The organism is Pseudomonas sp. KH_050, assembly GCF_057838875.1.
In genome coordinates, this window is the sequence record NZ_CM174478.1 from 4111851 (window position 1) to 4126233 (window position 14383).

Consider the following 14383-nt stretch of genomic DNA (forward strand, 5'->3'; position numbering starts at 1 on the left):
TGCATCGCCTTTATTCTTTGACACGAACGCGAAGCCAGCCCCGAAAAGTACCCACTCCACCAATCCGGCTGATATTGTGCCGTGCTGTAAAAATCAGCGGTTTGACTGCGAGGAAATGGACGTTGAGTACTGAAGAAAAAATGACCGGAGATATGTTCGAAGTGGATAAGCGCTTGGCGCTCAAGCCCGTCGTGGAATTCAACACTTTCCTGCGCAAGGCTTTCGGCAACGGCCCCTGCACATGTATCCGTTGTAAAGCCAGCGCGGGTGACGAGACCGGTTATGAGCACCAGCACACCTTCAACTTCGAAGGGCAACAGGTCAACCGCTGCTTTGCTTCCACCTCAGGCAGCGATGTCTTGCTAGTGCTGAAAAAGGCCTGGTTGTCCTACACCAAGGCCGAGTTGGAGGTCAGCGGCAACTTGGCACTAGCGACCGTCAAGGAGTTTGTCCAGCCCGAGTTACACAAGCGACTGGTATCGCTGTTTGTGGCAAGTGGACTGGTCAAGGACATCGGTGGGGATTTGCAGTTGCAAGCGCAAGTGGTCGGCTGATCGCGGCATTTCAGATCGCTGCGGTGCTGTTCCCTCAACAAGACTCCAGACAATCCAAGGGAAGCTGAATAGCTCCCCTTTGGAAGTTTCGCACGGGCAACGCCAGGGCGGCGATTAATGAGCTATACCGGCTAATATCCCATTGCAGCTCTTTAACACAGGAGGTTCGCAATGAAGCTCGGAAACTCACTTGCAGTCCTGATGATCACCGCAAGCCTCTTCGGCTGTACCATTTCATCAGACCCTGGAGTGTCCGTTTCTCTGGTTGCCACCCGGCAGAACTCCGGTCAGATCGGCAATGTAACGTTGACAAGCTGGGACAAACAAACTGGATTCAGTTTCTTTATCAGTGGTGTTCCAAGCGGAGCCTCTCTGCCGTTGCGCCTCTACACCTTCATCAATAAAGGCAGCTGCCAGCAACCCGGGCCAGTCGCCTATGCAATGAATGATCAGGTCAACACCGAACGCCAAGCCATACGCGGCTGGACTTTCTCAAGAAACGCACCTGTCGAACTGCCAGTCCTGCTCTCCGGTGAGTACTCCATCGTCGTGCGAACTGCACCGGATAGTGGCAACGTCGATATTTTTTGCGGAGATATCAGACAAGGAGGCACGGTGAAATAGCCACGGCCATTTCGACCCGCCCCGCAGGTTTGCGGTGATCAACCACCCATGCAGATCAAACTGGACGCTGCGCAGGGCTTTGTCGGGCTGGTGCCCGGTGCTATTCCAGTGCACGTGTTCGACCTGCTTCCCCAACAAAAGAGCTTGTCCTCCTCGCCGGTCGGCTCGCCCGGTACCACGGCGACCATGCTGGAATTCTGCGCACGCCATCAAATCCTGCCGCAGGTCGAGCACTTTCCCATGAGCCGGGTCAACGAAGCCATCGATCACCTGCGCAGTGGCAAGGCGCGTTACCGCGTCGTGCTGGACGCCAGTAAATGACGGATGGGCGCGTCGGGTAACGCCGCACGCGCCTTCATCTGCCGCTATTACAGCAGCCCCCCTTCACCAGCTCGAACGGAGCAGGCACCGGCCTCTGCGTTTGCGCTGCGCAGTTCATCATTTGCGCTTAACGCGATTTCCAATCTCGCAACCACTGCAAGCCGGCCGAGGTGTTGCCACGCGGCCGGTATTCGCACCCTACCCAGCCGTCATAACCCAACTGATCGATCAACTCGAACAGATAGGGATAGTTGACTTCTCCCAGGTCCGGTTCATGTCGATCCGGCACGCCGGCAATCTGGATATGGCCAATGCCGTCGAAGTCCCGACGCAGTTTAGTGGCCAGGTCACCTTCAACGATCTGGCAGTGGTAGCAGTCGAACTGAACCTTCAGGTTACTGGCGCCCACTTCCTTGCAGATGGCCTGGGCCTGATCCTGGCGGTTGAGGAAAAAGCCCGGCATGTCCCGCGTATTGATCGGCTCCAGCAGCACCGTGATGCCAGCCTTGGCGGCCTGCGCGGTAGCGTAGGCCAGGTTCTCCAGGTACACGCCGTGATGCCGTGGGCGATCGCTTTCCGACGGCAGCAGCCCGGCCATTACATGGATGCGCGAGTTGCCCAGCACCGCGGCGTATTCCAGCGCGCGATCAAAACCGCTACGAAATTCACTCTCCCGGCCCGGCAACGACACCGTGCCCCGCTCGCCCGCCGCCCAATCGCCTGGCGGTGCGTTGAACAGTGCCTGTACCAGGCCGTTGTCGCTCAAGCGCTGTTTGAGTTCCTGAGCGCTGTAGTCGTAGGGAAACAGGTATTCCACGGCTTCGAAACCATCGGCGGCAGCGGCGGCGAAGCGATCCAGAAACTCATGTTCCGGATAGAGCATGCTGAGGTTGGCAGCAAAACGAGGCATGGTAGCTCCTGAGAAAATAGTTCTTGAGAAAGTAGATCCGTGGATACGGGGTTAGACAAACGGCCAGATCAGCAGGGTAATACCGAAACCCAACGTGCCGAGCAAGGTGGTCAGTACCGTCCAGGTGCGCAAGCCGTCGGCCACGTTCAGCCCGGACAGTTTGGTGAAGATCCAGTAACCGGCATCATTGATATGGGACATGGCCAACCCGCCACCGCCCATGGCCAGGCACAACAACGCCATGTGGTTCGCAGTGAGATCGAGGGTAACAATCAATGGGCTGATGATCCCGGCGGTGGTCACCAGCGCCACCGTGGTCGAGCCCTGCACCGCACGCAACAGCATGGTCAGCAGAAAGCCCAGCGCGAGCACCGGCAGACCGGTGGTGCGCAGCATATCCGAGACCACGGCGCCGATTCCGGTATCCACCAGCACCTTGCCGAACACACCGCCAGCGCCGGCAATCAGAATCACCATCGCCACACCGGGCAAAGCCGAGCCGATCACGTCGGACACCTGAGTACGACTCCAGCCCCGACGCGACCCCAGCAACCAGGCACACAGCAAGGTATCGATCAGCAGCGCCACCAGAGGCGCGCCAAGCACGGTCATGATGCCGCGCAGGATCGATTCGGCAGGCAACAACGAGGTGGACAGCGTCCCCAACAGAATCAGAATGATCGGTAGTACGATCAGGCTGACGATCATCCCGAAACCCGGGGGTGGCGCCGGCGGCAACTTCGAGACGATGCTGCTGGTGGCCTCTTCCAGGCCCATGTGCGACACGGCTATAGCCGCTCGCTCAGCGCTCTTGTCGTTGCCATTGGACCAGGCGGCCAGATCCTCGTTGGTGACATGCGGGCCATAGACCTCGGCACGAATATCGTCGGTCATCGGGTACACCCGACGGGTCATGCGCCCGGCCACGCGGTAGCCGACATAGCAAAGGAACGCGGTGATCGGCAGACCGAACATCAGCACGCGGCCGAGGTCGGCGCCCAACTGGCTGGCAGCGGCTACCGCACCCGGGTGTGGCGGCAGGAAGGCGTGTACGGTCAACAACGCAGCGCACATCGGCAGCGCGAACACCAGCAGCGGCTTACGCGCACTGCGAGCGACGCCATAGGCCAATGGCATCAGGATGATCACGCCGACCTCGAAGAACACCGGCACCCCGACCATGAACCCGGCAATCGTCAGCGCCAGCGGCGTGCGTCGATTGCCGAAACGGCTAATCAGCGTCTTGGCCAGCGCCTCGGCACCGCCGGAGAGTTCGATGATCCGCCCGATCATCGCGCCCAGGGCAATGATGATCGCGATATGGCCCAGGGTCTTGCCCATGCCGCCTTCGATGGTAGCGACCAGATCGGCCGGTTTCACCCCGGCCACCAGCGCCACCAGAATGCTCACCAGCATCAAGGCCACGAACGGCTGGAACTTGTACTTGAGCACCAGGAACAACAACAGAGCGATCCCTAGCCCCGCGGTAACCATCAGGATTAACGGGCTCATTTCAGAAGCCCTCCACGCCGGGCAAACGAAAGGGCTCTTCTGAAAATGTCGCAGTGAAGGTGAGTCATGCCTGGATGTCCTGTTGTTATTGTATTTTCAGGCAAGCCGGGGTCGCTGAGAGTCGCTGCGCGTCTCCCGGACAGGGCCTGCGTTATCGATCTGTCGTGTTCTACCGTTTTAAATCTATTGTTTTAAAAGAAGTCAGCGCACTACCAGTGCGCGCCAAATGTCTCTCGCAGCTCGTCCAGCGCCGCCTGATCGAGCGGCTCGGGCTTGGGATTGCTCATCAGCCACAGTCGCGCGGTTTCCTCGAGTTCTTCCAGGGCGTAGCTGGCCCTGGAGACCGAACTCTCCCAGACCACCGGGCCAAGCCGCTCGAGCATCACGCCACGAACACTGTTGGCCAGCTGGGCGACCTGTTCGGCAACCTTCGGCGAGCCGGGACGCTGGTAGCCAATCAACGGGATATGCCCGACTTTCATCACCTGATAGGGCGTCAGCGGCGGCAGGATGTCGTCCGGCTGCCAGACACCTGCCAGCGTCAACGCCACCAGATGGGTGGAGTGGGTATGCACCACGCCGCCGACACTTGGGTTGCGGTCGTAGACCTGGCGATGCAAGGCCAGGGTCTTTGAGGGCTTGTCACCGGACACCCATTCGCCGGCCAGATTGACCTTGGCGATGGTCGCCGGATCGAGGCGCCCGAGGCAGACGTCGGTCGGTGTGATCAACCAACCGTCGTCCAGACGCGCGCTGATGTTGCCGGCGCTGCCGACGGTGTAACCGCGCTCATAAAGACTGCGGCCAACCTGGCAGATTTCTTCGCGCAGGGCGTTTTCGTTACTCATTGAGCACCTCCGGCCAGCTGCTTCAGCGCTTTGCTGAAAAAATCCCGACCACCGAAGTTGCCCGATTTGAGTGCCAGGGCCAGAGGCTCATCCGTGCTGCTGACCGTCGCCGGCACACCCGGATCGATCTGCGCGCCGATCTGCAGCAGTTGCACACCCAGCGCCTGAACCACGGCGCCCGAGGTTTCACCGCCAGCGATCACGAAGCGACGTACGCCGTTCTGGCGCAGGCCCTGGGCTATTTCACCCAAGGCGTTTTCCACCAGAGCGCCGGCCTGTTCGACGCCCAGCTGCTGTTGCACCGCCTTCACTTCGTCCGGGGTGCTGGTGGCATAGATTAATACGGCGTGCTCATTGTCCTTGGCGAAGGCCAAGGCCTGGGCAACCACCGGTTCGCCAGCCGCCAGGGCCAATGGATCAATCCGCAGCGCCGGCCGTCCGGCTTCGAGCCAGGCCGCCACTTGCCCATTGGTGGCGATCGAAGCGCTACCGGCCAACACCACTTCACCGCCCGATACCGCCGGGAGTTTCGAGGCATCGAGGTCACGCAGCTTGCCGGCGCGACGGAAGTTTTCCGGCAAGCCCAGGGCCAGCCCCGAACCGCCGGTCAGTAGCGGCAGGTCGGCGCAGGCGGCTCCGAGGGTGTACAGATCGTTGTCCGACAAGGCATCGGCAATCGCCATGCCGACACCTTGAGCCCGTAGTTCGGCGATTCGCCCACGCACCTGCTCGGCCCCTTGGGCAATGGTGTCGTAGCGCAACAGGCCGACATTCAGGCCGGTCTGCGATTGCAGGACCCGAACCAGGTTGGCGTCGGTCATCGGCGTCAACGGGTGATGCTGCATGCCCGACTCGCTGAGCAGCTGATCCTGCACGAACAAGTGGCCGCGAAAGATCGTCCGGCCATTCTCCGGGAACGCCGGGCACGCCAGGGTGAAGTCGCTGCCCAGCGCCGCCAGCAGCGCTTCGCTGACCTGACCGATATTGCCGGCCGCGGTGGAGTCGAACGTCGAGCAGTACTTGAAGAAGATCTGCTCGCAGCCTTGCTCACGCAGCCAGGCCAACGCGGCGAGGGACTGTTCGACCGCTTCGGCGACCGGAATGGTGCGCGACTTCAGCGCAATGACGATCGCATCGGCGTCGAGCCCGGCAGCCACCTCGCTGCTCGGAATGCCGATGCTTTGCACGGTACGCATACCGCCGCGCACCAGCATGTTGGCCAGGTCCGTGGCACCGGTGAAATCGTCGGCGATGCAGCCCAGCAGCGGGCGTGCGGTGGATTTAGTCATGGGGTGTTCCTCAAACGGACGCAGGCTTGGCAGTCGGCAATTCGATGCCCGGGAAAATCTTGATCACCGCCGAGTCGTCCTCACGGCCGAAGCCGGCACTGGACGCCTGCATGAACATCTGGTGGGCGGTGGCCGACAGCGGCAGCGGGAATTTGCTGGCCCGTGCGGTATCCAGCACCAGGCCCAGGTCCTTGACGAAAATATCCACCGCGGACAACGGCGTGTAGTCAGCCTTGAGAATGTGCGGCACGCGGTTTTCGAACATCCAGGAATTACCGGCGCTATGGGTGATCACTTCATACAGCGCGTCGGCATCGACCCCTTCACGCAGACCCAGCGCCATGGCTTCGGCAGAGGCGGCGATATGCACCCCGGCGAGCAGCTGGTTGATGATCTTGACCTTCGAACCGAGGCCATGGACGTCACCCAGGCGATAAACTTTGCCGGCCATGCCCGCAAGGATCGTTTCGGCCTTGGCATAAGCGTCGGCCGGGCCCGAAGTCATCATGGTCATCTCACCTGCAGCCGCCTTGGCCGCGCCACCGGAGATCGGTGCGTCCAGATACAGCAAGCCTTGCCCGGCCAGGCGCTGGCCCAGGTCCACGGCGTAGGTCGGGGCCACGGTGGCGCAACCGATCACCAGACTGCCAGGACGCAACGCAGCCACGGCACCCCCTTCGCCAAACAATACGGTCTCGGTCTGCTCGGCATTCACCACCACGGTAATGATCACGTCGCACTCAGCGGCCATGTGCGCAGGCGAAGCGCATGCCACGCCGCCCTCGCTGGCAAATTGTTCGGTCACCGCCGCCCGCACATCGCAGGCATGCACATTGAAACCACTGCGCAACAATGAGCGGGCAATGCCCAGGCCCATTGCGCCCAGACCGACAACACCGACATTCTTGTTATTCATGGGGTACTCCTGAATAGCTGTTTATGAGAAGAACAGCGGCCTATTCAACGCCGGCAAGGCGTAGACGGCGGGCCGCGTTGTAGATATGTGCACGGGCGGCATGCCCGGCGGCGAGCGGATCGCCCAGCCGAATGGCCGTGACGATCGCTTGGTGTTCTTCGTGTACCTGATGCGAGAAGTCCGCCCTGCCCGCCTCGTTGGTACGGGTGATGCGGGTCGCGGCCTCGCAGGCAATCTCCGCTTCGATGGCACGGCGCAGCGCTAACAAGTGAAAGACACTGCCGGGCAGTTGGGCTTCGGTGTAATCGATACGCAGCGGACGGATAGTGGCGTTGGCCGTGACAAAGATGCCGCGCCCTTGTTGGGGCTGCAGCACGCCTTCGTTCTTCAGGCGGGAAATGGCTTCGCGGACCACGGCGCGACTGACACCGAAGGCTTCTGAAAGCATGGCTTCACTGGGCAGCTTGCTGCCGGTGGCGAACACACCGGTCTCAATCTTGTCCAGCAACTGCTGAGCGACGCTGTCACTCAGCACGTGAGTCGGGACCTTATCGAACATCGTAGCCATCCTGTTTTCGTCTTGTTATCAGGTCGTCATACAGGTTGAGCAGATAATCCCCCAATGAACAGATTATGTGAAGTCTTTTTTACAAATAACATTTTTTAACACTACCTTCGCGCCTCCCCCTTGGGAAAGCCAGCAAGGAAACTCGCTCTTTGCCTCGTGAGAACAGTGATTCGCAACAACTCGTCCCTTCACCGTAGATTCGCTACTATGTTTACCCCCGCTTTCCTTGCATGCGGATTTTTCACTCTGGAGCCCGAATGCCTAATCAAAAGGACATCGCCGCCGAAAGCGGCGCACCGATGATTCCTGAACAGCGCCGTGAGTTGATGCTGCGCCAGCTGCGCAAGCATCAGGTGCTGAGCGTTCATCAATTGATCGACATGTTCGACTGCTCGCACATGACCATACGCCGCGATATCGCACTGCTTGAACAGGAAGGCCGTGCTTACTCGGTAACCGGTGGCGTGCGAATCGCCAGCCAGCTCCACAGCGAGCCCAGCCATCAGCTCAAGGCGGTGGTCGAGTTGCCACAGAAGCAGGCGATGGCCAAGCTGGCCGCGCCGCTACTGCATGCCGATATGACGATTTATCTGGATGCGGGGACGAGCACGCTGGAGATCGTCCCGTACATCAAGGCGCTGTCAGGCATGACCGTGGTGACCAACGACTTCGGGATTGTGCAGGCGTTGATCGATGCGCCCCATGTAACAGTGATTCACACCGGCGGGCAGTTGGATCACTCCAATCAATCGTGCGTGGGCGGTCTGGCGGTTGCCACCTTGCGTCAGGTCGTCACTGATATCGCGTTCATATCGACCAGCTCCTGGGATTTGCGTCGCGGCCTCACCACGCCTTCGGCGCTGAAGGTGGAGGTCAAACAAGCCGCGATGCAATCGGCCTCGCAAGTGGTGCTGGTGGCCAGCAGCTCGAAGTACGGCACATTCAGTACGTACAAGATCGCCGGGCTGGAGCAGTTCGACATCATCCTCAGCGACGACGCGCTGACCCCCGCCGCGGCCGATAGCATCCGCAAGCAGGGTGTCGAGCTATTGCTGCCATCTGACAGTACTCCGGCTTGAAACAGCGGGCCCTGTATCCAGCAGAGCCCGTAGTTCCCTTCTCTGGAAGGCTTGTGAAAATGGACTCCATTAAAAATGGAGCCGTGTCGATCAGTACCGATAGGTTGCCTGTACTGAAACTCCATTCGCACTATTGTCGTAGTTGGCACTGTATGCAGGTTGAAGACCGGAGTTGTTCTCCTGCTTTACGGAAACTTTGGAATCCCAGAGATAACCATAAGCGAAGTCTATCGTCAGATCGTCATTCGGCGAATAAGCACCGCCCAAAGTCACGGCCTGGCGATTCCCGACCGGAATGCGCACGCTGCGATCGGCATTCCTGATGGGCGACGGATCATAGGCGTAGCCTGCGCGCAGCAGCCATTGTTGGTTCAATTGATAGGATGCGCCCACTGCGGTGGCCCAAGTGTCGCGCCAGTTCATTTCTTCGATCACACTTCCCAGGCCAGCCGCCTGGCCCAGGGGGGAAAGACCGCTGTTGACTGCCTCGACCTTCTGGATCCGACTCCAACGTTTCCAGGTGGTCCCCAGGTATCCCGTCCAGCGACTATTGAATCGATGGGTGATGGACGTGTCCACGGACTCGGGCATAGTGAGGTCTATCTTGCTGTCATACTTTCCGTCCAGCGGGATAACGCTCGGGGAGCCGGAAACCTCAGTATGCCCTTCGAGTGTATAGTCCACCTTCGAGTGATAGTTGATCCCCCAACTGGTTGCCTCAGTAAAGTCAACCAGGATGCCGACGTTGTAGCCAAGTGCCGTGTCATCGCCTTTGATGGTGACCTGTGTGTCCTCGCCGTTGTTCAGGGCGCCGGTGGCCAGGTAATTCTGTAGCTTTGCATTGAAACGGTTTATGGTCGGTCCGCCACCAATGGACAGGTAATCATTGATCCGGTAGGCAATGGTGGGCTGCAGGGTTACTTCCTTGGTCGTGCTATAGGAACCATGGTAGCGGCCCTGAAAACTGCTCTCGTAATCATTGATCAAACCACTCGGCGCATAGAGGCCCAGCCCCATCGAAAAACGATCGTCAAGCGGCGTCGACATATAGGCGAAGGGCACGACCCCCAAAGGTACCGAGTCCCCTTCATTCGTTCCTGGGGCACTGCTCTGCGCATCACTGATGTCATCGCTCACCGAGACGACCGCGGCGCCGCCGGAAATCTCAGTACGTTTCAACTTGGTCAAACCTGCAGGGTTTCCAAAGATGGTGCTGGCGTCCAGCGCGGATGACGACCTTCCCGCATACGCAGTCCCCGCACTGCTGGCACTTTGTTCGTTAAGGGCAATGCCGTTGGCGCCTGCCATTGTAGAGGCGCCGAGGAGTGCCATGGCACTGGTGAACTGAATCCAGACAGCACACTTTCGCTGAACAGAGAGACACTGGATCGCACGGCTATTGAGTTTCATTTTCCACCTCTTGTTTATTGTTTTTATTGATTTCACGCAGGCAAGGCTTCGCCGTCCTGTGCACTTCTCAGTACCGGTTGGAGTTGATCGAAGTTGTGTAAAAAGCCCTGGCTGAACAGCACCAGGGCATCATTGCTGGACTCGAATCAGGGACTCAATTAAGCCACTCGATCTGGAAGCTATAGCGCCCCAGGAGTGGCGCCAGGATTTCCTGGTCAGTTCCGGCCCGGATGCAGGCGACAAACCCACGGCGATTGTCCTGCACTACCTCAACAGCAATATCCGAAAGCCCCAGGCGCTCCACTTCCTGCTGGACTACTTTGGCAATCTCGCGCTGCTGCAAGGCGGGCTTGAATATCTTGCCCACGGCAGTCAGTGGCAACGCTTCGAGGATTTCAATGCGCTTGGGAACTGCTGCCCGCTCGCTGATGTTGAGATGAGCGAACGCCTCAAGCTCTTCGGTGTTGCAGACTTGCCCGGGGCGCAGTTGAACGTAGGCGACCGGCACCTCGCCCGAGTAGGCATCGGGGCTGCCGATTGCAGCGGCCAAGGCGACGGCGGGATGCGCCTGCAAAGCCTCCTCGATTTGCTTGGGATCGATGTTGTGGCCGCCGCGGATGATCAACTCCTTTTTGCGTCCGGTCAGCCAGAAGTAGCCTTGCGCATCCTGGCGACCCAAATCGCCCGTGTTCAACCAGCGCTGACCGTCGATAGTGATCCAGAGGCCCTGGTTATGACGCTCCTCCAGATAGCCATCGAAAAGGTTCGGACCACTGATCGTGATGAGGCCGATCTCATCCACGTTGGCGTCGCGCAGGTATTCTCCAGAATCATTGAGCAAGACCGCGCGCATATTCTGGTAGGCGATCCGTAGCCCGATGGAGCCGATGCGGCGCTCGCCATGGGGCGGATTGATCGAGGAGACGCAGGCGCCCTCGGTAAGGCCGTAACCTTCAAGAATCTTTACCCCGGTCTGGCGCTCGAACTCTCGGAAAAGCTCAGCCGGCATGGGTGCGGCGCCACACATTGCAAAGCGAAGACTGGATAGGTCGCGGCCCTGCCATTCATTTTGCAGAAGTGCAGCATAGACAGTCGGCACGCCGGAAAAGAGGTTGATGCCGAAGTGCTCGACCATCTCCCAGAATCGTCGGATCACCCCCTCGCCCCGATACCCATGAGGCGTCCCGAGGATCACATGGTCGCCTTGAGTCCAAGGCATCAGCCCAGTCACCAGCTGTCCATTGACATGAAATAGCGGCAGGCCACAAAAGATAACCTGGCCACCACTGCGTGGCTGCAAGTGAGCGGCCACGGCCCATGCATTGAATACTTCAGAGCCATGGGTCCGCGCGGCAATCTTGGGGAGCCCGGTGGTGCCGCCCGTACAGATGTAGGAGGAGCACTCATCCTGGTGGATTTTCCGACCGCTCTTGAGGTGTGTGTGCGGCTGAGTATTCATCAGCGATTGCCAATCGTGGATCGCGATACCGCGGTGTAAGTCTCGTTCCTTCAGTGCCACGGCTTTCAGGGCCCCACGCACAGGTTCGGCGACATAGGGCTCCATACTGACCCAAACGACAGACCTGATACCGGGTAACTGATCCAGCTGCGAAGCCAGTTTGGGCCACAGATCGCTGCCCGCAGTCGGCGCGAGCGTCACCACCACGGATGCCTTCGCGGCATTCAGCAAGCCAGCCATCTGCTTGGCCTCGAGCAGAGGATTGATCGCCATGACGATGCCCGCCGCCTCCCCGCCCCATAGAGTGAAATGGGTTTCCGGCAGGTTGGGCAAGATAAAGGCAAGCACCTCGCCTGGTTTTATACCCAGGTCATGGAAGGCATTCGCCGCACGGGTGATATCCGCCAGGAGGTGGGAGTAGCTCCACTCGTAGGTGCGCCTGAAATCGGCGGCATCGGCGAAGAAGCTTAGGGCCGGTGCCTGGGGGGTGCGCTCGGCCGCCTGTCGCAGCGCTTCATAAGTGCTGCAAGCCAGGCCACGCTCCGACAAGGGGACTTGTTCGAGACTTTCGATGTCATTCAGGCTCTGCACGACCATCAGGCTTCCCCCACGACTCGGTTGCGTTGCACGCCGAGATCGATCACACCATCGGCGCTGCGAATGCGCGCCTCGACCACGTCACCTGACTTGAGATACTGCGTCCGACCCTCCTGCGCCTTGAGGAAAAGCTTCCACTTGGTGGCTTCTGGCATCAGGGCCGCAATGCGCTGTTTGGCAGGCGAAGGTATCGTTAGAGCACAGCCGGCAGGAGTGCCGGTGGCGATCAGGTCTCCAGCGGCGAGATCTTGCAAGGCAGAGAGCTCGCCAAGGGTTTCAGCGGGACCGTAAACCAGGTTGGCCGTGCTGTCGCTCTGTCGCACCTGGCCGTTGACTGTCAGGCGCAGCTGCAGCTCTTTCAGGTAATGCATATCCTTGGCATCCAGAAGGCAGAGGTAGGGGCCGACCGGGCCAAAAGTGCGGAAGCTCTTGCCCTTGTAGAACTGCATCTGGGGAATTTGAATGTCACGAGCCGAGTAGTCATTGACAATAACGACGCCTGCAATGAACTCATGCAGATTGGCGTCGGTGATAGCAATAGGGCCGGTGATCGAGCGCTTCATCACAAGCCCCAGTTCGATCTCGTAGTCAAGGAAGCGCACGGTGCGCGGCTTGATAAGGTCGCTGTCAGCTGCCACCAGGCAACTCGTCGCCTTGGTGAAGATCATGTTGAATTTCTTCGCATCCGGGTCCATGCCCGACTCGATCATGTGCTGACGGTAATTGGCGCCCTGGCAGACGAACTGCTGGTTGCGGGTCACCGGCGACAGCAGTTTCACTTCGCCCTCCACAAGCTCCGTACCTTTTAACTGAGCGAGGTCGTCGATACTGTTCTGGCGAATGAAGTCACCGGTGGTTTCAAAAGTACCGGGGACAACCGTGATACGGCCCTGGCGTAGCACGCCCCAGTGGATACCATTCTGAAATTCAAAGCGGACTACGTGTACAGCAGACATTGAAGGTACTCCTGGAGCAGTGTTGGTCCCGTGCTCGGCGGCGCGAGAACTGTGGTGTTGTTCTGAGGGGGGGTTGGCAACGCTGTAGACCAACGAGCCGCCGACGATCAAAGCACCGGCTTTGAGCACATCCCGCCGGCCATACCTGGTTGAATTGCTCGACATGGCGGCAGCTCTACCCGAACATCCGCATGAGTGTTATCAACTTGCGAATGGTCAGGTCCGGGCTGCGTCGCAGGTTACGGATCAGCGCACGCAGACTGGTCACGCTCATCCTGGGTTTTGTAAAACTCTTGGGCATGAGCTGTCCCCACTGGGCCATTGCCTCGGGGCTCACGGGATGAATGCCAACAGGCTGTACGGCCGTGAAGACATCCCCGTCGCAGTAATGCTCGTGCTTATCGCCCCAAGGGTCTTGCCAGTAATCGAAAATCTGACTGCCCAGAATGTGTCGGCCGATTCCCCATGAGTGCTCCCAACCGCGCTCGCGCAGGACGCGCTGCCCCATGCCCACCGCGTCTGCATCGACCACCTCATAGGCGCTATGGCTATAGGTGGCCATGAACCCTTGCGCTATCGCGAGCGTATGGTGATCCGCGGGAGTGTCACCAAGGTCCAGGCGCATGAAGGCGACGATAGGTGTGCCATCGGGGAGTACTTGCACATCGCTGGGAAGAAACCCGAAATGCTGCGTATACCAGGCACAGGTCGCCTGGTAGTCGGCCACTTCGATGACGATGTGGCCCAGTTTGAGAACTTCAGGCGGAGCAATCGGCGGGCGCTGCGTGGCGTTGATTCGCGGTTGCTCCTGCGCCAGATTCCAGGGAAGAGGCGCTCTGTGCAGCAGCGTTTTACCGGGAGTCTGGTCGCAAACAGCTTCCACTATGAAGCCGGAAGGATCGGTCAGTCTGACGTAATACCCGCCACCAGGATGTTCCGATTTCTCTACCGGTGACGCGCCTGGGATTCGGGTCAGCTTTTCCAGATCCTTGCGAGACTGGACTGCCAGTCCGAACCCGACAAAACATGCATGTTCTGCACGATGGACACGGTAACAGTATGAAGTGGCTTCGGTGCCGCGTAGATAGAGCGTATCGCCGTCCTGCTGACTTACCGTCAGGCCGAAGTCAGTCAGGAAACGCGCCGCCTCATTCAAGTCCGGCCTTTGAAAGATCAGGTGAGTCAGATCCTGGGCCTTCACCGTTGGCTGCGGATGCCGGGCGGGTTGTGGTGTCGCCAACTGGGGCATTTCATTTTTGTTGTTCATTGTTCTTGTTTTCCGGGTTTTTAGGGCAAAGCTGTCCCGCACCCCTGAAAAACCAGGGGTGTTGTCTGGTTGA

The 14383-nt window shown here is 59.4% G+C and carries 13 protein-coding genes and 1 pseudogene; 4 read left to right on the plus strand and 10 right to left on the minus strand.

The window, feature by feature from the left end; translation table 11 throughout:
• Window positions 1-122: 122 nt before the first annotated feature.
• From AC3IUA_RS18705 to AC3IUA_RS18715, 3 genes and pseudogenes are all read left to right on the plus strand, one after another.
• Window positions 123-554 carry a hypothetical protein gene (locus AC3IUA_RS18705; protein WP_489356150.1) on the plus strand — a complete coding sequence of 144 codons (432 nt, stop codon included), beginning with the start codon at window positions 123-125 and terminating at the stop codon, window positions 552-554.
• Window positions 555-725: 171 nt separating this feature from the next.
• Window positions 726-1178 carry a hypothetical protein gene (locus AC3IUA_RS18710; RefSeq protein WP_489356152.1) on the plus strand — a complete coding sequence of 151 codons (453 nt, stop codon included), beginning with the start codon at window positions 726-728 and terminating at the stop codon, window positions 1176-1178.
• 78 nt (window positions 1179-1256) lie between these two features.
• A pseudogene (locus tag AC3IUA_RS18715) lies at window positions 1257-1499 on the plus strand (alcohol dehydrogenase); the annotation flags it as partial.
• Between the two features lie 127 nt (window positions 1500-1626).
• On the opposite strand, the gene otnI reads toward AC3IUA_RS18715, so the two are convergent.
• The 6 genes from otnI to AC3IUA_RS18745 all read right to left on the minus strand — a co-directional run bounded on the left by otnI (window position 1627) and on the right by AC3IUA_RS18745 (window position 7533).
• Window positions 1627-2409, minus strand: a complete 783-nt coding sequence (gene otnI / locus AC3IUA_RS18720) for a 2-oxo-tetronate isomerase (RefSeq protein WP_489356154.1) — start codon at window positions 2407-2409, stop codon at window positions 1627-1629.
• Between the two features lie 51 nt (window positions 2410-2460).
• Window positions 2461-3921 carry a GntT/GntP/DsdX family permease gene (locus AC3IUA_RS18725; protein WP_489356156.1) on the minus strand — a complete coding sequence of 487 codons (1461 nt, stop codon included), beginning with the start codon at window positions 3919-3921 and terminating at the stop codon, window positions 2461-2463.
• A gap of 209 nt (window positions 3922-4130) precedes the next feature.
• Complete coding sequence (gene otnC, locus AC3IUA_RS18730; RefSeq protein WP_489356158.1) at window positions 4131-4769, minus strand: 3-oxo-tetronate 4-phosphate decarboxylase; 639 nt, start codon at window positions 4767-4769, stop codon at window positions 4131-4133.
• Window positions 4766-6058, minus strand: a complete 1293-nt coding sequence (gene otnK / locus AC3IUA_RS18735) for a 3-oxo-tetronate kinase (protein WP_489356160.1) — start codon at window positions 6056-6058, stop codon at window positions 4766-4768. Before otnK ends, otnC begins: the two co-directional genes overlap by 4 nt.
• 10 nt (window positions 6059-6068) lie before the next feature.
• Complete coding sequence (gene ltnD, locus AC3IUA_RS18740) at window positions 6069-6974, minus strand: L-threonate dehydrogenase (protein WP_489356162.1); 906 nt, start codon at window positions 6972-6974, stop codon at window positions 6069-6071.
• Between the two features lie 40 nt (window positions 6975-7014).
• Complete coding sequence (locus tag AC3IUA_RS18745) at window positions 7015-7533, minus strand: FadR/GntR family transcriptional regulator (RefSeq protein ID WP_489356164.1); 519 nt, start codon at window positions 7531-7533, stop codon at window positions 7015-7017.
• A gap of 266 nt (window positions 7534-7799) precedes the next feature.
• Between AC3IUA_RS18745 and AC3IUA_RS18750 the strand changes: the two genes are divergently transcribed.
• Window positions 7800-8621: a DeoR/GlpR family DNA-binding transcription regulator gene (locus AC3IUA_RS18750; protein ID WP_489356166.1), complete on the plus strand. Its 822-nt coding sequence runs from the start codon at window positions 7800-7802 to the stop codon at window positions 8619-8621.
• 90 nt (window positions 8622-8711) lie between these two features.
• On the opposite strand, the gene AC3IUA_RS18755 is transcribed toward AC3IUA_RS18750, so the two are convergent.
• The 4 genes from AC3IUA_RS18755 to AC3IUA_RS18770 form a co-directional block, all read right to left on the minus strand.
• Complete coding sequence (locus AC3IUA_RS18755; protein WP_489356168.1) at window positions 8712-10031, minus strand: outer membrane protein transport protein; 1320 nt, start codon at window positions 10029-10031, stop codon at window positions 8712-8714.
• Between the two features lie 154 nt (window positions 10032-10185).
• On the minus strand, window positions 10186-12087 hold the full coding sequence (locus AC3IUA_RS18760; RefSeq protein WP_489356169.1) for an acyl-CoA synthetase: 1902 nt from the start codon (window positions 12085-12087) through the stop codon (window positions 10186-10188).
• On the minus strand, window positions 12087-13043 hold the full coding sequence (locus tag AC3IUA_RS18765) for a fumarylacetoacetate hydrolase family protein (RefSeq protein WP_489356171.1): 957 nt from the start codon (window positions 13041-13043) through the stop codon (window positions 12087-12089). Before AC3IUA_RS18765 ends, AC3IUA_RS18760 begins: the two co-directional genes overlap by 1 nt.
• Window positions 13044-13218: 175 nt before the next feature.
• A complete protein-coding gene (locus tag AC3IUA_RS18770) occupies window positions 13219-14310 on the minus strand; it encodes a VOC family protein (RefSeq protein WP_489356173.1) in 1092 nt (363 codons plus the stop codon).
• Between the last annotated feature and the right edge of the window lie 73 nt (window positions 14311-14383).

Coding starts and splice junctions, on each gene's coding strand:
- AC3IUA_RS18710 (WP_489356152.1), top strand. CDS start 726: ATGAAGCTCGGAAACTCACTTGCAGTCCTGATGATCACCGCAAGCCTC.
- otnI (WP_489356154.1), bottom strand. CDS start 2,409: ATGCCTCGTTTTGCTGCCAACCTCAGCATGCTCTATCCGGAACATGAG.
- AC3IUA_RS18725 (WP_489356156.1), bottom strand. CDS start 3,921: ATGAGCCCGTTAATCCTGATGGTTACCGCGGGGCTAGGGATCGCTCTG.
- otnC (WP_489356158.1), bottom strand. CDS start 4,769: ATGAGTAACGAAAACGCCCTGCGCGAAGAAATCTGCCAGGTTGGCCGC.
- otnK (WP_489356160.1), bottom strand. CDS start 6,058: ATGACTAAATCCACCGCACGCCCGCTGCTGGGCTGCATCGCCGACGAT.
- ltnD (WP_489356162.1), bottom strand. CDS start 6,974: ATGAATAACAAGAATGTCGGTGTTGTCGGTCTGGGCGCAATGGGCCTG.
- AC3IUA_RS18745 (WP_489356164.1), bottom strand. CDS start 7,533: ATGTTCGATAAGGTCCCGACTCACGTGCTGAGTGACAGCGTCGCTCAG.
- AC3IUA_RS18750 (WP_489356166.1), top strand. CDS start 7,800: ATGCCTAATCAAAAGGACATCGCCGCCGAAAGCGGCGCACCGATGATT.
- AC3IUA_RS18755 (WP_489356168.1), bottom strand. CDS start 10,031: ATGAAACTCAATAGCCGTGCGATCCAGTGTCTCTCTGTTCAGCGAAAG.
- AC3IUA_RS18760 (WP_489356169.1), bottom strand. CDS start 12,087: ATGGTCGTGCAGAGCCTGAATGACATCGAAAGTCTCGAACAAGTCCCC.
- AC3IUA_RS18765 (WP_489356171.1), bottom strand. CDS start 13,043: ATGTCTGCTGTACACGTAGTCCGCTTTGAATTTCAGAATGGTATCCAC.
- AC3IUA_RS18770 (WP_489356173.1), bottom strand. CDS start 14,310: ATGAACAACAAAAATGAAATGCCCCAGTTGGCGACACCACAACCCGCC.